Source organism: Pontimonas salivibrio (genome assembly GCF_002950575.1).
Taxonomy (GTDB): domain Bacteria; phylum Actinomycetota; class Actinomycetes; order Actinomycetales; family Microbacteriaceae; genus Pontimonas; species Pontimonas salivibrio.
The window spans coordinates 557838-579612 of record NZ_CP026923.1 but is presented as its reverse complement, the minus strand read 5'-3'; the positions used below and the strand labels follow the sequence as shown (position 1 = coordinate 579612).

25 protein-coding genes are annotated in these 21775 nt (G+C 59.5%); 4 read left to right on the top strand and 21 right to left on the bottom strand.

Annotated elements, in window-relative coordinates:
• Positions 1 to 10: 10 nt before the first annotated feature.
• The 5 genes from dxr to C3B54_RS03050 are packed head-to-tail and all read right to left on the bottom strand — an operon-like array spanning position 11 to position 6232.
• On the bottom strand, positions 11 to 1102 hold the full coding sequence (dxr, locus tag C3B54_RS03070; RefSeq protein WP_104913189.1) for a 1-deoxy-D-xylulose-5-phosphate reductoisomerase: 1092 nt from the start codon (positions 1100 to 1102) through the stop codon (positions 11 to 13).
• The gene (mnmA, locus tag C3B54_RS03065) at positions 1095 to 2252 is read right to left on the bottom strand and encodes a tRNA 2-thiouridine(34) synthase MnmA (RefSeq protein WP_104914236.1); all 1158 of its coding nucleotides are present in this window, start codon (positions 2250 to 2252) and stop codon (positions 1095 to 1097) included. Before mnmA ends, dxr begins: the two co-directional genes overlap by 8 nt.
• Before the next feature lie 22 nt (positions 2253 to 2274).
• Entirely contained in the window at positions 2275 to 3477 is a 1203-nt protein-coding gene (locus tag C3B54_RS03060) for a cysteine desulfurase family protein (protein WP_104913188.1), read from the bottom strand.
• A gap of 8 nt (positions 3478 to 3485) precedes the next feature.
• Complete coding sequence (locus C3B54_RS03055; RefSeq protein ID WP_104913187.1) at positions 3486 to 4418, bottom strand: tetratricopeptide repeat protein; 933 nt, start codon at positions 4416 to 4418, stop codon at positions 3486 to 3488.
• Between the two features lie 14 nt (positions 4419 to 4432).
• On the bottom strand, positions 4433 to 6232 hold the full coding sequence (locus C3B54_RS03050) for a DUF8094 domain-containing protein (protein ID WP_158665490.1): 1800 nt from the start codon (positions 6230 to 6232) through the stop codon (positions 4433 to 4435).
• Positions 6233 to 6371: 139 nt separating this feature from the next.
• On the opposite strand from C3B54_RS03050, the gene C3B54_RS03045 reads away from it, so the two are divergent.
• Positions 6372 to 7646: a DivIVA domain-containing protein gene (locus tag C3B54_RS03045; RefSeq protein WP_104913185.1), complete on the top strand. Its 1275-nt coding sequence runs from the start codon at positions 6372 to 6374 to the stop codon at positions 7644 to 7646.
• Here the strand turns inward: C3B54_RS03045 and C3B54_RS03040 are convergent.
• From C3B54_RS03040 to rpsB, 9 genes are all read right to left on the bottom strand, one after another.
• Positions 7643 to 8383: an alpha/beta hydrolase gene (locus C3B54_RS03040; RefSeq protein WP_104913184.1), complete on the bottom strand. Its 741-nt coding sequence runs from the start codon at positions 8381 to 8383 to the stop codon at positions 7643 to 7645. The two genes, C3B54_RS03045 and C3B54_RS03040, sit on opposite strands and share 4 nt — an antisense overlap.
• Positions 8384 to 8390: 7 nt before the next feature.
• On the bottom strand, positions 8391 to 8678 hold the full coding sequence (locus tag C3B54_RS03035; RefSeq protein WP_104913183.1) for a hypothetical protein: 288 nt from the start codon (positions 8676 to 8678) through the stop codon (positions 8391 to 8393).
• 5 nt (positions 8679 to 8683) lie between these two features.
• Positions 8684 to 9277 carry an aggregation-promoting factor C-terminal-like domain-containing protein gene (locus C3B54_RS08865; protein WP_245867990.1) on the bottom strand — a complete coding sequence of 198 codons (594 nt, stop codon included), beginning with the start codon at positions 9275 to 9277 and terminating at the stop codon, positions 8684 to 8686.
• 31 nt (positions 9278 to 9308) lie between these two features.
• A complete protein-coding gene (locus C3B54_RS03025; protein WP_158665489.1) occupies positions 9309 to 9854 on the bottom strand; it encodes a DivIVA domain-containing protein in 546 nt (181 codons plus the stop codon).
• An 89-nt stretch (positions 9855 to 9943) separates the two neighbouring features.
• Positions 9944 to 10900 (bottom strand): phosphatidate cytidylyltransferase, encoded by a 957-nt coding sequence (locus tag C3B54_RS03020; RefSeq protein WP_104913180.1) that lies wholly within the window; start codon positions 10898 to 10900, stop codon positions 9944 to 9946.
• A gap of 6 nt (positions 10901 to 10906) precedes the next feature.
• Positions 10907 to 11461, bottom strand: coding sequence for a ribosome recycling factor (gene frr, locus C3B54_RS03015; protein ID WP_104913179.1), 555 nt, complete (start codon positions 11459 to 11461; stop codon positions 10907 to 10909).
• Between the two features lie 54 nt (positions 11462 to 11515).
• Positions 11516 to 12220 carry a UMP kinase gene (gene pyrH, locus C3B54_RS03010; RefSeq protein WP_104913178.1) on the bottom strand — a complete coding sequence of 235 codons (705 nt, stop codon included), beginning with the start codon at positions 12218 to 12220 and terminating at the stop codon, positions 11516 to 11518.
• A 64-nt stretch (positions 12221 to 12284) separates the two neighbouring features.
• A complete protein-coding gene (gene tsf, locus C3B54_RS03005) occupies positions 12285 to 13112 on the bottom strand; it encodes a translation elongation factor Ts (protein WP_104913177.1) in 828 nt (275 codons plus the stop codon).
• Positions 13113 to 13123: 11 nt separating this feature from the next.
• A complete protein-coding gene (gene rpsB, locus C3B54_RS03000; RefSeq protein WP_104913176.1) occupies positions 13124 to 14176 on the bottom strand; it encodes a 30S ribosomal protein S2 in 1053 nt (350 codons plus the stop codon).
• Between the two features lie 295 nt (positions 14177 to 14471).
• On the opposite strand from rpsB, the gene C3B54_RS02995 reads away from it, so the two are divergent.
• Positions 14472 to 15065 (top strand): M23 family metallopeptidase, encoded by a 594-nt coding sequence (locus C3B54_RS02995; protein ID WP_158665488.1) that lies wholly within the window; start codon positions 14472 to 14474, stop codon positions 15063 to 15065.
• Here the strand turns inward: C3B54_RS02995 and C3B54_RS02990 are convergent.
• The 7 genes from C3B54_RS02990 to rplS all read right to left on the bottom strand — a co-directional run bounded on the left by C3B54_RS02990 (position 15050) and on the right by rplS (position 20151).
• Positions 15050 to 15955, bottom strand: a complete 906-nt coding sequence (locus tag C3B54_RS02990) for a tyrosine recombinase XerC (protein ID WP_104914235.1) — start codon at positions 15953 to 15955, stop codon at positions 15050 to 15052. The two genes, C3B54_RS02995 and C3B54_RS02990, sit on opposite strands and share 16 nt — an antisense overlap.
• Positions 15956 to 16028: 73 nt before the next feature.
• The gene (locus C3B54_RS02985; protein ID WP_245867989.1) at positions 16029 to 16970 is read right to left on the bottom strand and encodes a phosphodiesterase; all 942 of its coding nucleotides are present in this window, start codon (positions 16968 to 16970) and stop codon (positions 16029 to 16031) included.
• Between the two features lie 9 nt (positions 16971 to 16979).
• Entirely contained in the window at positions 16980 to 17936 is a 957-nt protein-coding gene (locus tag C3B54_RS02980; protein ID WP_104913173.1) for a DNA-processing protein DprA, read from the bottom strand.
• 87 nt (positions 17937 to 18023) lie between these two features.
• On the bottom strand, positions 18024 to 18344 hold the full coding sequence (locus C3B54_RS02975; protein WP_104913172.1) for a DUF2469 family protein: 321 nt from the start codon (positions 18342 to 18344) through the stop codon (positions 18024 to 18026).
• Positions 18345 to 18351: 7 nt separating this feature from the next.
• Positions 18352 to 19014: a ribonuclease HII gene (locus C3B54_RS02970; protein WP_104913171.1), complete on the bottom strand. Its 663-nt coding sequence runs from the start codon at positions 19012 to 19014 to the stop codon at positions 18352 to 18354.
• Positions 19011 to 19742: a signal peptidase I gene (gene lepB, locus C3B54_RS02965; RefSeq protein WP_245867988.1), complete on the bottom strand. Its 732-nt coding sequence runs from the start codon at positions 19740 to 19742 to the stop codon at positions 19011 to 19013. Before lepB ends, C3B54_RS02970 begins: the two co-directional genes overlap by 4 nt.
• Before the next feature lie 61 nt (positions 19743 to 19803).
• On the bottom strand, positions 19804 to 20151 hold the full coding sequence (rplS, locus tag C3B54_RS02960; protein ID WP_104913170.1) for a 50S ribosomal protein L19: 348 nt from the start codon (positions 20149 to 20151) through the stop codon (positions 19804 to 19806).
• Positions 20152 to 20342: 191 nt separating this feature from the next.
• Here rplS and C3B54_RS02955 point away from each other — a divergent pair, with 191 nt between their 5' ends.
• On the top strand, positions 20343 to 20972 hold the full coding sequence (locus C3B54_RS02955; protein WP_104913169.1) for a TetR/AcrR family transcriptional regulator: 630 nt from the start codon (positions 20343 to 20345) through the stop codon (positions 20970 to 20972).
• Between the two features lie 9 nt (positions 20973 to 20981).
• A complete protein-coding gene (map, locus tag C3B54_RS02950) occupies positions 20982 to 21749 on the top strand; it encodes a type I methionyl aminopeptidase (protein WP_104914233.1) in 768 nt (255 codons plus the stop codon).
• Positions 21750 to 21775: the final 26 nt, after the last annotated feature.

The following is a 21775-nucleotide window of genomic DNA, read 5'->3' as shown; positions in this document are numbered from 1 at the left end:
CTGAGAATGCTCAGAAGCGGCGTGTGGCGATCACCTCATCGGCACGCGAACGCGCCCACGCTTCGGCCGCGTACACGCCTTCAAGGGTCATTGGCTCCGGTTGATGCTCACCCAGTACTTCAGCGATTACTTGGGTGATACCGGGGAAGCTGAGCGCCCCGTCATGGAAGGCATCAACGGCCTGCTCGTTGGCGGCATTGAACACGGCGGGAAAAGTTGCCCCTTTGATTCCTGCCGCCTTCGCCATCGACACCGCCGGAAATACGTCATCATCCAGCGGCTCAAAAGTCCAGGTGTGTGCGGCCGTCCAATCCAGTCCGGCAACAGCGCCAGGAACCCTCTTGGGCCACTCCAACGCCAGAGAAATGGGCAGTCGCATATCAGGCGGTGAACACTGAGCCATGGTCGACCCGTCAATGAACTCCACTAGAGAGTGCACGATTGATTGGGGGTGAACAGTGACCTCAATGTGGTCGTAGTCAATGCCAAACAGGAGGTGGGCCTCAATGACTTCCAGACCCTTATTGACCAGGGTGGCCGAATTGGTGGTAATCACCCGCCCCATGTTCCAGGTGGGGTGAGCCAGTGCATCACCCGGCGAGACCGCTTCTAACTCCTTGGCACTGCGCCCACGAAACGGGCCCCCACTGGCGGTGACAATGAGCCGGTTCACTTCAGAGGACTTCCCGGCCATCAATGCCTGGGCTAAGGCAGAGTGTTCGGAATCGACAGGAACGATCTGGCCCTCTTGGGCCCGGGAGGTGACCAACTGCCCGCCCACAATCAGGCTTTCCTTATTGGCCAGTGCCAAGACCGCACCAGAATCCAAAGCGACCAAGGTGGGGCCCAAACCGACCGACCCGGTGATGGCGTTTAAGACAACATCTGGCTCGAGCCGCTTAATCAGATCCGATGCACCCTCGGCTCCAAGCGCGGTGGCAGATTCTGGCAGACCCAGCTGTTGGGCTTGGTGTGCCAGCATCTCCGCCTTTGAGCCGGCGGAGAGACCCACGATGGAAAACCGTTCAGGGTGGGCTGTGGCGATATCAATCGCTTGGGTCCCGATAGACCCTGTCGAGCCCAGTATGAGGACTCTACGCACGGCTTAGGGACCCCTGATCGGCCGAGACCGTGTGGTCGATGGTGACCTGTCCTAACACGCGGGTCCCCACATACAGCACGGCCGATTGGCCGGGGGCCACACCCGAAATGGGGTCTTCGACACGCACCCGAAGCTGGCCGGACTCAATCCACGCCGTCGCCGGGTAGGTATCGCCGTGGGCTCGCACCTGAACCTCGCAGGCGAAGGGTTCACAGGAGCTCAACACCCCATCGTCATAGCTCCCGGTCGATAGACCGGTCGCTATCGGGTCAATGCCCGCAAAGCTAATCCGGCTACCGGAGAGTTCGATGGTGTCGAGTGCCTCTTTAGGGCCGACCACCACTTCTTTGGTCACCGGGCGGATGTTGAGAACGTAGCGGGGTTTGCCATCCTCAGCGGGGTAGCCAATCTGCAACCCTTTTCGCTGACCGACCGTGTAACGGTGGGTGCCCTCGTGTGAGCCCACCACTGCGCCATCACGGTCAACAATGTCTCCCGGGTCGGTGCCCAGTTTGTCGTCCAAAAATCCTTGCGTATCGCCGTCGGGGATGAAACAAATGTCGTGGCTGTCGGGTTTGCTGGCCACACTAAATCCACGCTCTGTGGCCTCCGCCCGGACGTCATCTTTTGAGGGGGTTTCGCCGAGCGGGAAGTAGCAGTGTCGCACCTGCTCTGTGGTCAACACACCCAAGACGTAAGACTGGTCTTTGGCCCACTCTGCGGAGCGGTGTAATTCAGGATTGCCATCGGCATCTTCGCGCACAACCGCGTAATGCCCGGTGACCACACGATCAAAACCTAACGCCATCGCCCGATCCACGACCGCTTCAAACTTGATCTTTTCATTACAGCGCAAACACGGGTTGGGGGTGCGGCCTTCGCGGTATTCCTCAATGAAATTATCGACAACGTCGGCTTTAAAACGATCGGAAAAGTCCCACACATAAAAAGGAATACCCAACTGACCGGCAACCCGCCTCGCGTCCATCGAATCTTCAATGGTGCAGCAGCCCCTCGAGCCCGTCCGCAGGGTGCCCGGCATACGAGAAAGTGCCAGGTGAACCCCGACCACTTCGTGGCCTTCATCGACGGCCCTGGCAGCCGCCACCGCACTATCGACACCGCCGCTCATGGCTGCAAGAACTTTCATGACCACCAGTGTAGGCAGTGGACTACTGGGCGAATACTCCATCGGGATTGGGAGCATCAGCCATACCGGCCTCCCTGGCGGCCGCAACGACGCCCGGAAACACTTCAAGCACCCGGTCAATGTCGGCGTCAGTGGTCTGGGCCCCCACGCTGAACCGGAGGGCGCCACGGGCGGACTGCTCGGACAACCCCATCGCCACCAGAACATGGGAGGGCTCAGGGACACCCGCCTGACACGCGGAGCCCGTAGACACCCGAATACCTTGGGCATCCAGCAAATACAACAAGACGTCTCCTTCCACACCATCCACGGTGATGTGGACGATGTGGTTTACGCGGTGGGTGGGGTGACCACTGGGAGTCACACCCTGGCTGGCACCCACTAACCCTTCCCTCAAGCGACCAGACAGCCGCTGGAGGTGTGCTTCTCGTTCGAGTCGTGTCGATTCTGCTAACCGCGCTGCGTGAGCAAAGGCCACTGCACCGGCAGCATCGAGAGTCCCCGAGCGGTGCAACTGTTGACCGCCCCCGTGGTGAAGGCCTTCAATCGCGGGGGCGTCCCTGGTCACCACAAGCCCTCCAATACCCACCGGTCCACCAATTTTGTGGGCCGAAATGCTCACCGCATGAACACCCCACTGGCGAATGGGAAGCTCCACGTGGCCGAAGGCTTGAATCGCATCAATGTGGACAGATACCCCGCGGGTGGCCGCGAGCGCGGCGATCGCCTCCACCGGTTGGATACTGCCCACTTCATTGTTGGCCACCAGGGTTGTCACCCCCGCAATTTCGGCAGCCGGGTAGGCATCCAACGCACTCTCCAACGACTCCAGATCACACACACCCCAGCGGTCAACGTCCACGAAATGGGTCCGGGCCAGGCCGTGGGCTTCCAACCAGTTCAGGGCATCGAGGGTGGCGTGATGTTCGGCTGCCGTGGAAATCCATACCGGGGTCTGGATTCCTTCCTTGCGCATGGAAAAAGTGCGTCCTTTAATCCAGGTGTTGGTTGATTCGGTCCCCCCGGAGGTGAACACCAGCTCCATGGGGTCGAGGCCGAGAAGGCCCGCAATTTCTCCCCGGGCCACTTCGAGGTGTGCTCTGGCGTCTTGACCGGCTTGATGAATCGATGACGGATTTCCCACACCGGCTAACGCCCGGGTGTAGGTGTCCCGGATGTTTTCGGGCATCGGCGTGGTCGCCGCGTGGTCTAGGTAGACACTCACGGGTGGCCTCAGTAGAGCAGCGAGGTCAAACGCTGGCGTGCGGCAATCACGGAGGGATGTGTCGGCCCGGCGATGGCGAAGTAGTCGAGCATGCGTGTGCGAAGGGTTTCTCGACCGTCAGTATCGAGGGTGGTGAAGATACCCAACAGCCTGGTGAACGCATCGTCCAGGTGACCACCGGAGACATCGAGGTCTGCCACCAGTAACTGGGCGTCAAGGTTTCCTGGATCCTTAGCCGCCTCGGCGCGAATTGTGTCAGCCGATTGATTGCCGAGGCGTTTGAGCAGGCCCACTTGGGCGAGGCCTGCTTGTGCGTCAGTATCCGCGGGAGCTTTGGCGAGCGCGTCCCGGTAGGCAGCCTCTGCACCGTCCCAGTCGTTTGCACTCAGTGCATCGAAAGCCCTCTGGTGTTCGGGCGAAAGCGGGGGCTCTGTCGGCGCCTCTGGGGTGTCGTGGTCAGAATTTTCTGGCGCCGGCAACACACCGGTCACTCCCACTTGAGCGGCCACTTTCAACACTTCGTCCAATACCGGAGTGATTTCCGCTTCTTGGGCTTGGCCTTGAAACAGTGGTGCCGGGCGGCCTTGAATCACGGCAAACACAGTGGGTATCCCCTGTATTTGCAGTGCCTGAACTAGTTGCGGGGCGTGATCAGCGTTCAGTGTGGCGAGCAGAAGCTTGCCCTGGTATTTCTCGATCAGACCACCCAGTTGGGGTGTGACACCTTGACCGTAAATTTCCAGGATGACGGGGACCGTGTTGGAGAGTTCAACGATCTGGCCCATTTCCGATTCGTTGATGTCGCGCACGTAGGAAGAAGCCCCTGCGGGGGTTGTGGGGGCTGCGGGCGAGGCGGGCGCCTGCGCCGCCTTGGCGCGGTTAACCAACGCTGAGAGGTCCATCGCTCCCGCGAAATTGCCTGGCAGTGGCGGATTACTCATGGGCTGTCCTCCGGTTAGTCCTCAATGGGTTCGAGCTCACTGGCATCCACCAACAGGTATCCGTAGCCGACAACTCGTGCCCGCTCGTCGGAGCCAATTGGTGGCACGTACCAGACTATTTGCATCTCGTAGCGCGCGACAAAGCCTTCGGTTGATGATGGCAGGTCTGTCAGCGCCCGAACGGACGGAGTCGCATTGATGGCCGCACCGTCTTCAAGGGGGCGAACCACTTCGGTTTCTTCCAGCGTGCCAAACACCAGCGCTCCGTTATCGGCCGTTGATAGTGCGACTACCGGATAGTCGGTGGGCAAAATGTCGGCGCTGAGCTCCAGTTCGGATCCGAGGGACTCTCGTCTGAGGTCACGTCCGTCGGGACCCACCAGGGCATAAAGGTCGTCGGTGAGGGTGTCGAAATCTAACCAACCCCTGGAATCGGGTCCACGGCGAAGAACATCGCCGTAAATCGACACGGTCTCTTCTGGACTGAGCGAGACGAGTTTCGAATCCCGGGCTAACCGCGGGCTTCCCACGTCAGCCGGTGGCATTGGGGGCAAAATGACGTCCGGTGCTAACAGCGTCGAATACGACAGTTGGTAGTTTTCCCGCGGGGTTTCTTGACGCAACACCACGGCAATGGTCGGCGCATTCAATTCGGGGCCTTCTTGAATGACGGCCATCACGGTGCGCGGCCAACTACTCGTTTGTTGGGGCACCAGTAACCGGATGGGCTCTGCAGGAATTCCCACCAGCTGCCCTAACTCGCCGTCCCACGATCGAAGTCGATACTGACTACTGCGATGGCTCAAGCTGGGTTCGATGAAGCGCTCAGTCAATAACTGCGCATCCAGACTCTGATCAGCCAGCGACACTTGGTTGGCCACGCGGCCCATAATGCGCTCAAATTGGGCCTGGGTCACCGCGGGGTAAGCACCCGTAGCACTGTCGGTATCACCCGATGCACCCTCTGAGGGGCCGGCTAGGTCTGAGCTTTGGCCTGTGGGGGTGCCCCCCGCAGGACCTTCACTGTTTTGTCCAGCCTCTGGAGCGACACAACCGCCTGCCAACAACACACCCAAAAGGGGCATGGTGACAACGCTCCGGGTCATCCGTCTACTGCGCGCTGAGCCGGTTGAGCCCCGCCTGGAGCCGTAAGGGCCGCGCCTTGGCGCGCGGCGTTTGGGCGCAAGGGTGATTTTTCGCCTCGGCCCGCGACGCCTGCGCACGTCGGTGAGGGCAAGACCGAGAAGGACAAAACCGATTGCCATCGCCACAATGCCCAAAGCCACCAACACCCCAGAAAGGGGGGAAATGTTATCCAGCGGCCAGGAAATTTGGATCGATTTCGGGGCAGCGCGCTCCCCATCGGCAAATACCGCCACCGTGATGCCCGAATCAGCAGTCAGCGAAGTGCGCACCGCATCGGTTTCGCGATATTGCTCAAGCCACAGATCCGAACCCAACGGGCTGGGCAGGGTGGACTCTGCGCCCAGCCTGGGCACCGCATAGAGTTCGCCTGTTTCTTGGTTGTGCCGCACGGCGGTAAAACGCGCGGGGGTGACCCAGGCAATCACGTCCGTGGACCGCCCGTAGACAAGAACGACTCCCGCTTCAGGGTCACCTTGATCATCGATCGCGGTGATCGTTTGGCGACCGGGGTAGGCCGTGAGGGTCTTTCCGTCGATTAACACCGCAGGGGCCGTGTGGTCAATCTCAACCGACTTCACGATGCTGTCGGGCCCTGCCCAGACGGTGCGAAGGGCGATACCCGAACCCAACGACATGATTGAGGCAAGAAGAATGAGAATGGCCGACACCAGTCGCACGGCACACTCCTCTCCCGGAAGCCCACCAAAGGGGCTGGGTCAACCATCCAGGGTAACCGACCATCTGGGAACATCCTGCGACCAGTCCAACTAGACTCAGCTTCGTCCTTCATCCCCTGAGGAGATTTCGGTGAGTATCGACCAAGGCGAGTTCCCTACGGAGTTGCGCGGCTATCGCCGCGCAGACGTGGAAGCTACCCTTGCGGAGCTTCGCAATGAATTGATGCAAGCCGCGAAGGATCGCGCTCAAGCACTCGAAGACCTCACGGCAGCCCGAACCGAATTAGAGCAGCTACGCAGCGTCCAGCACGAAAACCAAACTCCCAGCTACGCGGGTCTCGGCGGCCGGCTGGAAGCCGTCTTGCGTATCGCTGAGGAACAGTCCACACGCATCATCGCTCAAGCCGATATCGATGCCGATCGCGTGACCCAGGAGGCGAAAGCACAGGCCGAAGCAGCTATTGACGCCGCCGAAAAAGAAGCCGAGAGGCTTGTCTCCGAAACAGAAGCGTCAACAAAAGCTCGCAGAGAGTCGGCGGAGGAGCAGGCCGAAAAACTTATCGCTGACGCGAAAGCGGAAGCCGAACGCCTGAGAAACGAGGCCATCGAGGAGGCAGCGTCCATCCGGGGCGCTGTGACGACGGAAACCGCGCAGCTTCGAGCCTCAGCAAAACGCGAATCGGAGTCGTTGCGTGCCGAAGCGGAGCGGGCCATTGCGGAGCAACGCAGCGTGGCCGAACGCGAACTGGGTCAGGCTAGAAGTGAAGCGGCAGCGCTTCAAAAAGACATTGCGGTCGAACGGGCGACCCACGAACTGACTCTGAAAAAAATCCAAGAGGAAGCCGCGTTGGCAAAAACCCAAATGGAAGAAGAGATTGCTGCCACTCACGCCAAACTTCAACACGACAATGAAAAGCAAGCTGACGCCTTAGCCCGTGTAGCCTCGCAGGCTCGTTCAGATTTGGATCTGGAACTCAAAGCCCGTCGAGCGGAAAATGAGCGCGAACTGCTGGAAGCCCACCAGAAAGCTGTTGAACTCAACAACAGTTTCATCACTGAAGCCACCACGCAACGCGAAGAGCTCACCGCCCAGTTGGACGCCATACGGCAAGCCCAACGTGAGCTGGAGGAGTCAATCGCCGAGTTGAACAACACGGGTCGCGATGCCGCTCAGACTCAGGCCAGGGAAACCATCGAGGAAGCCGAAACACAAGCCCAAGCGCTCGTCGACGCGGCCACGCAGGAGGCGAACCAGAAGCTCTCTGATGCCGAGAAGAGACTCGCCGCACTTCGGGTGGAAAAAGAAACAATCGCCGGTTACATCGAAACACTTCGCAACGTTGTGCAGGTAGTAGACGAGGCCGCACAGAACGCCGAAGCGCCCCCAAGTACACCCGAAGCCTAGGCTTCTGACTGGCCTTCTGGCCATTCTGTGGGGAGGGGCAAGACGTCAGGTGCCACCTTCGCCACAATTTCGCTTAGAGCAAGGTGAGTGTATTTTTCTCCCACAAACAGATGTTTTGCGCCCGCGGCGGGGATGACTTCTGCATGTGGAATGGCGGCAAAACGCCTGGTGGCTTCAGCGGGTTGAAGAAAATCGTCGTGTTCGGGAACAAGCGCCACTACCGGTTCTGGCCGTCCCACCCAGCGGGTGAGGTCCGACTCAGTGGTGCGATGAAGAGGCGGTGAGAGCAAAAAGGCCCCGCTGAAGGGGTAGGCGCTATCTGGAGCGTGTTTCAGGATTACTTCGGTACCGAAGGACCAACCGACCAGCCACGGTGAGTGGAGGCCCGACTCGGCGAGGAAGCGCAATGCGGCCTCAAGGTCGAGGCCTTCTTGTTCACCGTCACCAAAAGTACCCTCGGAGGTTCCACGTGGGGAAGACACCCCTCGGAAGTTGAACCTCAATACCGCGATGCCCGCCATGGCGGGCAGGCGGTTCGCTGCCTTTCTAATCACATGAGAGTCCATGTATCCCCCAGCAGTGGGCAGCGGGTGACACCACAGCAGAGTCGCCGCCGGGGTACCGGTTACGGGGAGGGCGAGCTCACCGACCAGGGTGAGACCATCGGAGGTCTGGAAGGAGATGTCTGACCTTCGCGCGGGCAGCACCGTGGAGCTTCGAATCATCGTCATCGTCATGTCCTCGTTAGGCAATTCGCCAACAGTGGTTGTGCCAGTGCCGTCTTTCTTCTACCGCGCGATGCGAACCCCGAAGGGATTCTTCTTCCCAGGACACCACGTGGGCCTGTCCGGGGGGAATGATCTGGTCGCATCCTGGGCAGCGGTAATCCTTCAACGCATTTTTTTCGCCGATGGGTTGCACCACGTAACGGGTGCCGCGTTTTGTTTCCACTCGACGAACACCGGTGCGAAGCCGCTCAATATCGAGCGCCTCAACATCCTGATCTCGGTCGCGGCGGTGTCGGCGAGGCATTGGGCTCAGTACCAGTTCTTTGCTTCAGAGTGCTCCCACGCGGCACAAGGGGTGCCGTAGCGGGCGTCAATGTAGCCCAGCCCCCAACGGATTTGGGTTTCTGGATTGGTCGCCCAATCATCACCCGCACTGGCCATTTTCGTTGCCGGTAGGGCTTGAGGGATTCCGTAGGCACCGCTACTGGGGTTTTGCGCAAAATGGTTCCACCCTGACTCCCTCGACCAGAGTGCGTGCAGGCAGCGATATTCGGTATCGTCCAGGCCTCTCGCCACCACCAGTTCACGCGCGATGGCTTGCGCGCTGCCGGGGTCAGGAGTGCCGACCGCGGGAGCTGTGGCACTCGCGGCACGAGTCACACTCCATGAACCGTCGCGGATAATTTGGCCGGCATCTCCGGTGACGGTGAACTCTTGGGTGTCACCGACTTCTTCCCCGTGTGCGAAATACGCGCTGGCAGGGTCCAGATGGGGGTTCACCAGTGGCCAGGCAAGAAAAGCTGCCACGCTACCCAGCGCAAGAAACGACAGCAGCCTGTCACGCACACCAAAGTGGCGCTGTCGACTGTGGCTGGCGGGGTGGGCCAGATTCCTGGTAAACACTCGTCTCAGTGTAGCCGGGGTGGGTGGGAACCTAACGGACGGCGAGGATTACCGACACAGTGTCATCTAAGACGCGGTCTACTTGGCTTTCTTCGTACCCACCTAGGCGAGTGCGAAACTTTTGGTTGCGCACGGTCGCCACGGACACAGCTTCTTGACCTTGGAAGTAACGCACGAGCCGATCGCAGAACGCATCGACATCAACGGGGTGGTAGCCGGGCCGCAGGGGTTTTGCTCGGCGAAACTTTTCGGTGCGAGGCCTGGCGACTCGGTCCAAAATCTCTTGGGCTTGCTGGCGAATGCGTTTGTAGTAGCCGGCCTCGCCCGTTTCTTCAGTCACGCCTTCTCGCTCTCTGGAGGCAAACGCTTCCTCTAATCGCCATAGTGCTTGATCGACGGCGTACGGGTCAAAACCCTCTTTGGAGTTGGTAGTGAAAACCTTCTGACGAATATCTGAGCTGGTAATACCCTCGTCGATGCCCTCGTAGGCGCGCTTTGCACGGTTCAAGAAATCGCGGACTTCACCTTTGTCATAACCGGCTTGACCTTTTGGGGCATCTGGAAACAGCTCATCCACTCCCCCATTCTGCTGGCTGGTGATGCCTACAGCCCGCATTCACACACCCTGGGACACCTTTTCGCGCATTGTGGGTGCCACCAGGGGACCTAGCCCAGGAATTGGTAAAGCAGATAGCCGATCGCGAGGGAGGGCAAGACCGAATCCAAACGGTCAAGCACCCCACCGTGTCCCGGAAGAACACTCGACATGTCCTTCACTCCCACCTCACGTTTGATGAACGACTCCAACAGGTCACCCAGTGTCGCGGTCACGACGACAATCCCACCAATCATTAGACCCCACCACGGGCCCACATCAATCATCCACGTACCGGTCGCCACTCCAGCGATGGCTCCTGCCACGCTGGCGCCGGCGAAGCCCTCCCAGGTTTTTCCGGGGCTGATTGTGGGGGCGAGCTTGTGGCGTCCCAGACTTCGCCCCACGGCGTAGGCGGACGTATCAACACTCACCACGATGATGATGATTGCGAAAATCCACCAGGCACCGCCATCCGAGAGCCTGAGGGCCACCGCGGCGGAACCCATGAAGGGCAAATACATCAGCACAAACCAACCCTGCTGAATATCCCGCGCCACACCGGTCCTTGCGCGGGGTTGAACCATGAGCGCAGTACGGCCCGAAGCAATCAAAATAATGCCGGCAAACAGTGTGGTGAAGAGGCCGTCACCACCGTAAAAGTAGGCGCCGGCGAGGATGCCCAGTGAGACCAGCGACAGCAGGGTTCGCGACAGCCTGGCCCCACCCAGTCGCATTGCCCCGACCAATTCCACGACAGCAAACACAAGGAGTGTGCCGGCGAAAAGACCAAACAAAAGCGGCGAGACCAGTAACGCAACGAGAAAAACCCCACCAAGTGCCAGGCCAACCGCAATGGCTTGCCACAGCGGGCGCCCGGCCGCTTGATCAATTCGTTCGTTGGCTTCGCGAACCTGGTGTTCCCACTCGTGATATTGAGCCTCAACGCCACCCAACACGTTGTCGAGTGGGCTACGCTCCCCCGGTTTTTCTGGGGGTAAGTCGTCTTGGCGGGATTCTGTAGTCACCGCAGGTCACACTTCGAGGAGTTCTTCTTCTTTTCTCTTCAGCGCCTCATCGATTCGATCGATGTGGGCCTTGGTCATTGCCTCAAGTTCTTTTTCTCCGCGGAAGACGTCGTCCTCGCCGACCTCCGAGGTGAGGGCCTCAAGGTCATCCTTTGCTTTACGACGCACACTGCGCACAGAAACACGCCCGTCTTCAGCCTTCTGATGGGCGAGCTTCACGTACTCTTTCCGGCGTTCTTCGTTGAGCTCCGGCATGGTGACACGGATGACTTCCCCGTCATTTTGGGGTGTTGCCCCTAAATGTTGCGCCGCAACGATTGCTTTTTCGATGTCTTTGGCCGCCGACTTGTCATAGGGGGTGATAACCATCGTGCGGGCTTCTTGGACCTGCAGGCCTGCAAGCTGATCCAACGGGGTCGGTGTGCCGTAATACTCGACCATGATTTTTTGAAAGAGCGACGGGTTGGCTCGACCGGTGCGGACATTCTGAAAATCGTTGTGGACGGCGTCGACTGCCTTGCCCATTTTTTCGCCAGCTTCGGTTAGTACGTCTTCGATCATTCCAGCCTCCCGGTGTTGACTTTGAGTGTAACGAGCGTTGCTTTGTGGCCAGTGCTAGGACACCAGGGTTCCGATGCGCTCACCTAATAGGGCGCGGGTGACGTTGCCTGCCGGTTCCATCCCAAAGACCAGCATGGGCATGTTGTTGTCCATGCACAAACTAAAGGCCGTGGAGTCGACCACTTTGAGTCCTTTGACCAGGGCTTCCTGGTAGCTCAACCGGTCGAATTTTTGGGCATCGGGGTTTGTTTTTGGGTCAGAAGAATAGACACCATCGACACCGTTTTTGGCGACGAGGACTTCGTCGGCAAGAATCTCGAGTGCACGTTGGGCAGCCACGGTATCGGTGGAAAAATACGGCAACCCGGCGCCGGCACCGAAGACCACAACACGACCTTTTTCCAGGTGGCGCACAGCGCGCAGGGGGATGTAGGGCTCAGCGACCTGGGTCATCGAAATCGCTGACTGCACGCGCACCTGAGCTCCGGCTTGCTCCAAAAAGTCTTGGAGCGCCAGAGCGTTCATCACGGTGCCCAACATGCCCATGTAGTCAGCGCGACGACGATCCATGCCGCGTTGACTGAGTTCAGCTCCGCGGAAAAAGTTTCCACCACCCACGACGACAGCGATTTCTACTTCTGTCGCTGCTTCCGCAATCTCTCTGGCGATTTGGGCGACCACGTCGGGGTTTACTCCGAGTGCTCCGCCACCAAAGGATTCGCCGGAGAGTTTGAGCAAGACGCGTCTGCGGTTCGCCATCGCTCCTCCTTGCGTCATCGAGGTGTCGCCTAGAAGGTTAGCGCCTCGCGGTCTTGTTGGTGGGTTAGGAACCCACCCGGAAGCGAGCGAACCCGCTCACACTCAGTCCGGCCTGCTCCACAACCTGCGCGATCGACAGTTTGTTGTCGCGGGCGTAATCCTGATCCATCAGCGCAACCTGTTTGAAGAAAGCGCCGAGACGCCCTTCAACAATCTTGGGCAAAGCCGCTTCTGGCTTACCCTCGGATCGGCTAATTTCTTCGACCAGCGCACGCTCTTTTTCCACTGCGTCGGCCGGGACCTCGTCGCGGGTGAGGTACTGGGGGTCCGCAAAGGAAATGTGTTGAGCAATTCCTCTGGCCGTGTCGTCATCGCTTCCGCTATAGCCCACCACGACGCCGACCTGCGGGGGCAGGTCTTTGTTGGTGCGGTGTAGGTAGATGGCGAACTTTTCGGCCTCAAGGTGTGCGACGCGACGCAGCTCAACCTTTTCACCGATGATTGCCGCTTCGCCTTCGATCGCTTCCGACACCGTCGAACCCTCGAGCGGTGCGGCAAGGGCAGAGGCGACATCGGCACTTCCAGCCGCGACGACCGCGTCCAGAACCTTGTCGGCCAACGCAATGAACTTCTCGTTTTTTGCGACGAAGTCTGTCTCGCATGCCAGTTCAATCATGAAGGCGTTGCCACCCGAGTCTTTGGCAGCGACGAGTCCTTCGCTGGTGGAGCGGTCTGCGCGCTTGGCGTTACCTTTCGCACCTTTGAGGCGAAGAAGCTCGGTCGCTTTTTCGAGATCCCCGCCGGCTTCGACGAGGGCATTTTTCGTGTCAACCATTCCGGTGCCCAAGAGCTCCCGGAGCTTTTTGACGTCTTCTAGGGAGACATTCGCCATGCGTGGTTCCTCTACTTCTTCTCGGTCTCGGTCTTCTTTGCCGCAGGCTTTTTCGCAGCAGCAGGCTTCTTCTCAGCCGCAGGCTTCTTTTCCGCAGCAGGCTTCTTTTCCGCGGCAGGTTTCTTTTCGGCCGGCTTTTTCTCCGCAGCAGGCTTCTTTTCCGCGGCAGGTTTCTTTGCTGCGGGCTTTTTCGCAGCAGGCTTTTCTGCCACGGCGGCGGCGTCGGTTTCCGCTTTTTCGGCGGCCGGAGCATCAGCAGCAGGTGCGTCAGTAGCAGGAGCTTCTGTGGTCGACTCCTGACCGGCTTCTAGCAGCTCGCGCTCCCATTCGGCCAACGGCTCAACCGCGGAAACGTTGCCTTCTTGTTCAGGCTTCTGGTGGCGCTCGATGAGCCCCTCAGCCACGGCGTCGGCAATCACTTTGGTCAACAGTGCGACCGAGCGAATGGCATCGTCGTTTCCGGGAATCGGGTAGGCGAAGTCGTCGGGGTCCGCGTTGGTGTCGAGAATTCCGATTACCGGAATTCCAAGCTTGCGGGCTTCGTCAATCGCAAGGTGCTCGCGAATGGGGTCAACCACCCACATCGCACTGGGGGTTTTCTGGAGGTTGCGGATACCACCCAGTGATTTGTGAAGCTTGGTGAGTTCACGCTTTTTCATCAGGAGTTCTTTTTTGGTGAAGCCCTGGGTGGTGTCGTCGTAGTTGACTTCTTCGAGTTCTTTCATACGACCCAAACGCTTTGACACGGTTTGGAAGTTGGTGAGCAAACCACCCAACCAACGCTCGTTCACGTAGGGCTGGCCGACACGGGTAGCCTGCTCGGAAATGGCTTCCTGAGCCTGCTTTTTTGTTCCCACAAACAACACGGTTCCGCCGTGGGCGACAGTGTCTTTGACAAAGTCATAGGCCTTGTCGATATAGGTGAGCGACTGCTGCAGGTCGATGACGTGAATGCCACTGCGCTCAGTGAGGATGAATCGCTTGACTTTGGGATTCCAGCGCCTGGTCTGGTGTCCAAAGTGAACGCCGCTATCGAGTAGCTGGCGGATAGTAATGACGGCCATGGCCGTGCTCCTTCATGTTCTCGGTTTATGCGTGTTCCGGCGGAACACGCCCTGGTGCCGGAGCCCAACCTTCCCTCGACAACATGATGTTGTCGAGGACCGAGGGTCAGATCTCGTGATCGACACGCGAAGTCAGCCGACGAATCGGCTGCTGGGTAGAGCATAGCGGGTTTTACCGGGCTGACACCAGGCCGCACAAGGCTCGCCAGCCGGCTCCGTGCCAGGCAACGCCTCTCCACAGGCGAGCCCACCAAAGAGCCAATCACCAGGTATGGACTCCTGCGTGGGCACCACGATGCCCTGGCCTGATAATCCGGGGATGATCCGTCCACTGCTCACTGCTGTACTAATCGCCAGCCTGGTGGCGCCTCCGCCTGCCGTGTGGACTTGGCCGGTCGCCACCGAAAAGGAAGTCGTGCGGGATTTTGACGCCCCGGAAAGTGAGTGGGGTCCAGGCCACCGCGGCCTGGACCTTCGCGCCTCGGTAGGAACCGTGGTGGTCGCACCCGTGTCAGGCCGTATTCACTTCACCGGTGACGTCGTCAACCGCGCAGTGGTGACCATCCGGACGGCCTCAGGTTGGCTGGTCAGCATGGAACCCGTGCGAGTGGATGGCGAGGTGGGCTCTCGCGTGCGAGCGGGCCAACGCATTGGACGTGTCGCACCGGGCCACTGCCCGGGAGGCTGTCTTCACATTGGCTTGCGTGTGGAGGGCGAATACCGCTCACCGGCACGCGAGCTGGGGATACTTCGCCGAGCGAGGCTTCTGCCGTTCACCAACAGTGGCTACACCGCCGACGGGAATTACCCGAAGGGTGGTCTGGCCAGCGGCACTACCCACCGCCTGTCACACCGCCTGTCACACCGTGCGGGTTACGCCCGAGGGTGAGCTTGGTCAAAAGCGCTGCGCAGTCGCTCGATAGACACGTGGGTGTACAGCTCGGTGGTGGCCAAAGATTGGTGGCCTAAATATTCTTGAACGCTTCGCAAATCGGCACCGTGATCGAGCAGGTGGGTGGCGGCAGAATGACGCAGGGTGTGGGGGCCACTCGGGCCATTACCCGGGTAGGGCTCCAACAACGCGGCGATCAGTTGGTAGACCGTGCGTGGGCCTAACGGCCCACCGCGTGAGTTCAGGAAGATTTTCTTCGAGGTTTTTCCCGCCAACAGCGCCTCTCGGCCCGCTTCGAAGTATTCAGTCAGCGCTGTGTGGGCGGGGCCACCCATCGGCACGACCCGTTCACGGTTTCCCTTGCCCACCACGCGCAGGGTGCGCTCGGTGAAATCGACGGCGTCCATTTCGAGACCGCACAGCTCGCCCACACGAAGTGCGGAGGAGTAGAGCAACTCGACGATGGCGCGGTCACGAAGGCCCACCGGGTCGCCGGTGGCAGCGCGCTGCTCGAGCACGTCGAAAATCTCTGACAGTTGGTGTTCGGTCAGGACACGGGGTAAGCGTTTGGGTGCGCTCGGTTGGTGGATTCCTGCGCCGATATCAACGGCGAGAAGTCCTTGGCGGTGTGCCCATGTGGACCACCCTCGAAGGCTGGAAACCCTTCTGCGCAATGTCCTGGGAGCGAGGCCAGCGCTTGCTTGGTCCCACAACCACGAGCGACACAATTCGGCGTCCACACCGGACATACTCTCGACCCCGGCAGCCTCGGCGTAGTCCACGAGCGACTCTAAGTCTTGCTGGTAGCCGCGCAGGGAATGCTCGGAGAGCTCAGCACTGTCTGCTCTCGCATCCAGGTAAGCACGAATGGCAGCCCCCAGGGTCATAGCCTCTAGTGTTTCGAGCGAAACGGTGAGACCCGTGCGACACACCGGATGGGCTCCCAGTCGACGGATCTGACTATCCGCCTGACTGGGCGGCCTGTTCACCTTTGTTGAAGTCCGAATTTTTGTCGGAAAAGACTGCTCTGCGCTGTTCGGGACTCCACGTCCGAAACTCAGAGAGACGATTTTTGGGCTGGGTGAAGACCACCGGAAGGTCCCCGACGACCAGTTCGGAAAAGACCACCTGTTCGGGGTACACAGACACCAGAGATGCGCTGTGGCCGGCATCGATGCCGCTGAGCAAAGCATCGGCTGCGGCGACCATGTCGATGTTGTAACACATGGCTGCCGCCACCGATACGGGAATGCCTTGGTAGGCCGAAAAGGTGGAGTAATGCAGGTGGCCAGCAAGAATGCCTCGCACGTCACTTCCCGCAATGCTCTGCCACAGTGCGGCTTGGTCATCGAGTTCGATCACGCCCATCATGTCGATGGGCGTGGGGATCGGGGGATGGTGCATCGCCACGAGCGTGCCGTGAGGCGCGTCGGTGGCTAACACTCCTCTCAGCCATTCGTGCTGACCGGCACTGAGTTCACCGTGGTGGAACCCGGGCACGGACGTATCGAGGGCGATGACGCGAAGACCATCGATGTCATACACGCGGTCGAGAGGCTTCCCGTTGTTGTCCTCGTCAAAAAGTATGCGGGCGAAAGGCTCGCGTTCATCGTGATTTCCCATCACCCAGATTATTTGCGCACCCAAAGTCTCGGCAAAGGGCTCCACGCTGCGGCGAAGAGTGCGGTAGGCCTCTTCTTCGCCGATATCGGCGAGGTCACCGGTGAATACCAGCGCGGAGGGTCTCTCACCACTAGCGACGACCCGCTCGAGCAGTGCCGTAAGACGTTCAGCTGCGTCGATAGACCCCCACAGCTGGCGATCCCCTCCGAGGAGGTGGGTGTCGCTGATGTGCAGGAGCGACATCCTGGGATCGGGATGCTGACTCAGAGGGGTGTTCACAGTTACAGATTAGGCTTTCTGACTGATTTCCGGGGGCCACAATATGGTTTCCCCAGCCCACTGTTCAATGACACGCTCTGCGCCACGATTGTCACCGGGTAGCCCAATGGTGCCCTTTTTTTCGGCCTCAACCTGGGTTGCACCTGAATGTGCTTCGCTTTTTTTGTACAGTACTGCCATCACTTCACGCTCAAGGTGGGCCGCATGGGCCGCTGTACTAATCGCCCCGGATCTGAGCGGTGCTTCCACAACAATCGTGAGGGTGGCGAGTGCCGCAATGAGACGGTTTCTGGCCAAGAACCCCTTACCCCCGTGGTGTATCCCGGGTGGCACCTCAGACACGACCACACCCCGGTGGGCAATCTCGGCACACATCCCGCGGTGTTCGGGTGGATAGGGCCGGTTGGGTGACTGAGCGAGCACCGCGATGGTGGGCACCCCAGATTCCAGGGACACCATGTGACCAACCGCATCAATTCCTTTCGCCCCACCAGAGACAATGGTGCGCCCGGCGTTGATCTGATGCCAGGCAATCTCCCGTGCGGCATTTAACCCGAGCGCACTGGGCGTCCGGGTTCCCACAATGGCGACATTTCGCCCAGTCCGCCCTAATACTTCAGCGGCCCCTCGGAAGAACAACGCGAGGGGTGCTTTAGTGCCTAAATCCTTCAGGCTTGCCGGCCAGTGGGTGTCACCGGGTGTGAGCACCTGGAGCCCCTCCCGGGAAATAGCGTCCAGGACATAGGGCATGTGTCCGTCGTGGGGCACGGTGAGACCACTCTCGCGAAGTCTCTTGAGGCACGCTTCTGGACGACCGGAAAGAGGTGTGGGGGAGCCTGCCGACAGAATGTCACGAAGCCTGACGGCTCCAAGGGTGGCCACCAACTCGCCCACGAGAGGATCTCCCGGTGGACTGCACAGCGAGAGCCAGAGGCGTGCCAGGCGTTCGGGTTGCTGGAGGGTCATGGTCGGCTACCGTGGCGCAGCGGCAGATCTCCCACAGGGGCCGCAGGCACACAGGTGCAGAGAGGCCCTCTGCCAAAGAGCTGTGGACTACTCGTCTAAGGCGAGGTCGGTGGGCAGTTTCAATTCCTTGTTGCCCAGTTCTTCCACATTGACGTCTTTAAAGGTCAACACTTTGACAGACTTCACAAAACGATCCGCACGGTATATATCCCACACCCATACGTCGTTTAACACCAGTTCGAAGTAGAAATCACCTCCGCGCTCTTGGACACTTTGGGTGACGTCGTTGGCGAGGTAAAAGCGCCTCTCGGTTTCCACCACAAACTGAAACTGGTTAACGACGTCTCGATACTCGCGGTAGAGCGCGAGTTCCGCTTCCCGATCAAAGTCGTCAAATTCTTCGTCCATGGGCGCCTCAGTCTAGTCCCGATGGGGCGGGGTCTTTCAGGGAGGAAATCCAGGTCAAGCGGTGCAGCGGGCAGGGTCCCAACCGCACAATCGCCTCCCGGTGAGCAGCTGAGCCGTAGCCTTTGTGCCCGGCGAAACCATAGCCGGGATAGTGCCCATCGGCATCAATCATCACCTGATCACGCGAGACTTTTGCAATCACCGACGCAGCCGATACGGCTGCCGCGGTGAGATCGGCTTTGGTGCGGGTCACTACGGACAGACCGGGAGGCAAGTGAGCTGAGAGCCAATCCTGATTCCCATCGAGCAACACCACGGCGGAAGCCGGCTCGCCGATACTGCGCCACGCCTGCCGCACGGCCCTGGCTCCGGCAGCACCCAGGGCTGCCATGATGCCATCGGAGTCGATGGCTGAGGCTTCACTTCTCCCAGAGGCTGCCGCCACCAGCCACTGCTGGGCACGCTGTGCGATGTCTCCCCGGCGCTTTTCTGGAATGAGTTTCGAATCGCGTAGTCCTTCAGGGACCGGCCCGCATCCAGGATTCCAGACACCAGCGCTCACCCACACGGGTCCGGCAATGGCGCCTCGACCGACCTCATCCACACCGATCACATACTGCGCACCCGCATCAACGAGGGCCTGTTCGGCTTCCAGGTGAGGCGCACTCATCCGCGCACAGGGTTGTCGGGAATGCCCTGAAAAACAGTGGGGAAGTTGGCCAACCAGGCCCAGTTCTCCGCCGGCCAGCTCACAACAATGGCGCGACCTACGAGATTATCGATGGGCACAAAACCGCCACCTGGTTTAGACAGGTTGGCCCTGGAATCTGCCGAGTTGTAACGGTTATCACCCATGACCCAGAGTGCATCGTCTGGAACCACCACCGAGAAACTGGAACCACTCACCTCGGTCACCCCCTCAGGAAGCGACACATAGGACTCTTCGAGGGGAACCCCGTTAACACTGAGTGCACCCAGCGCATCACAACACACCACCGTGTCACCGGGAAGGCCAATGACGCGTTTAATCAAGTGTTGGTCACCGGATTCATCGGGAAGCCCGAGCCGTGGCCCGACCCAATTAAACAACCGGGTCAATGGGTCATCTTCGTTGGCAAGCCCACTGGGTAACCACCCACCAGGGTCCACAAACACCACCACATCGCCGTGGTTTAGGTCAATGAGACCCGGGGTGAGCTGGCTGACAATCACCCGGTCATCGATTTGAAGGGTTTCCTCCATGGACGAGGTGGGGATCGAAAACGAGCGAATGAGGAACGTTTTGATCAGAAACGACACCACAAGGGCGGCCAAGACAATGATCAGTAGATCCCTGACAATGACAAACAGGTAGCGACCCAGGCGACTAATCAGACCCTGTGGTGCTTTCTGAGCCACTGCGTCACACCCCCTGGAGCCTCAAAAAAGGACCCTAATGGGGTCGCGATATGTCCTAAGTTTAAGACTCGCGCTTTTCGCGGATGCGCGCTTTCTTGCCGCGCAGGCTTCGCACGTAGTAAAGCTTTGCTCGGCGCACTTCACCGCGGGAGAGAATTTCGATGGCATCAATAATGGGCGAGTGCAGCGGGAACGTACGCTCCACGCCGACCTGGAAGCTCACTTTGCGCACCGTGATTGTCTCGGTGAGTCCGTGACCAGAGCGGCTAATGACCAGACCTTGGAAGGCCTGGATACGCGAGCGGTTACCTTCCACGATGTTCACGTCCACTCGGACAGTATCGCCGGGGCGAATATCGGGAATGTCGGACTTAAGTGACTGTGCGTCAAGCGCATCTAAGGTCTGCATGATTGTTCTCTCCAGGCACCACGGGCTGCCAGCGTAGGGGGAAAAAGGACTTTTCCCGGCTCGAATGTGGTCTTCTGGCGCTCTCCCCCGTGGCAGAAACCAGAAGTTCCAACGCTTCAGTGTGCCACACCTGATACTCTGCGTCGAATCAAGAAATAAATCCCGAAACGGTGTGAGAAGAGTGGTGTGAAGTGAGCATCGATATCGACCCAGGTTCCTCGCTACGCAATGTCCCTGTTCAGAAACGCAGCGCCGACCGCATGGAGGCACTGCTCGACGCTGCCGCCAAACTCATTGACGAGGGTGGCATTGACGCAGTAACGACCACCGCTGTCGCCTACCGAAGCGGTTCCTCCGTCGGTGTGCTCTACCGCTACTTCCCCAACGTCGACGCCCTTCTTCGCCAATTGGCCACCAGAAACCTCCACCTTTACCTCCAGGCAGTGCAAGAAGGAAGCGACCTCACGCCCAATGAGCCATGGTCGTCGTGGGACCTCACCTTGGATGCTTTTGTTCGTTTGTGTCGATCAGAACCCAGTTTCTTGCACCTTCGTTTCGGTGAACTCATCACCGACCGCTTCCTCAGCGAAGAAGAGCCCAACAACTCCATCATCGCCAAAGAGTTCGCGAAACTCGTCTCGGAGACTCATTCCATCCCGGTCACCGAGGAAATGATTTTCCACCTCGAAATTGCTGTGGCAATGGGGCAGGCGTTGATGACCGAAGCGTTTAGGCGAAACCCCGAGGGTGACCCGAAAATCATCGAAGAAGCGCGCAGAGTCATCGGTGACTACCTGCGCAGCAGCGTCCCGATCAAATAATTCGTGCGTATTGCAAGGCTGCGCGCATCCGACATTGAGGCGATGCGCCCCGCTGGTGCTTTCGTGGCCAACGTCCTTCGCGAACTTGTTGACGCCGCCCAGCCAGGAGTGAACCTTCTGGAGCTGGATGCACTTGCCCACGAGCGCATCCGAACAGCGGATGCCACCAGTTGTTACATCGACTACCACCCCTCGTTTGGGGCGTCGCCGTTTGGAAAAGTCTTGTGCACATCGGTTAACGATGCTGCCCTTCACGGACTTCCCCGCGACTACACCCTTCAGCCAGGGGACCTCCTCTCCGTGGATTTTGCCGTCGAGCTTGGCGGGTGGGTTGCCGACTCGGCGAGAAGCGTCGTTGTCGGTGAGGGTCAACCAGAAGACCACACCCTCATTGCCGCCACAGAAGAAGCCCTGTGGGCAGGAATCGAACAGGCCAGGCCCGGTAGGCGCCTGGGTGACATTCAGGCCGCGATCGGCCAGGTGGGCCGTCGCTATGGCTACGCCATCAACACCGACTTTGGTGGCCACGGTGTGGGCCGCACCATGCACGAAGAACCGTCAATCCCCAATGACGGTGATCCAGGTACTGGCCCACTGTTAAAACCCGGGATGGTGTTCGCCATTGAGCCGTGGTTTATGCACACCACCGATGAGTTGGTTGTCGACGCTGACGGGTGGACCCTTCGAAGCGCTGATGGCTCCCGCGCCGCACACAGTGAACACACTGTGGCCATCACCGCAGAGGGCCCGCTGGTTCTCACCGAGAGGCCCCAGTAGTACCGCCCACCGCCAAAGGGGTTACC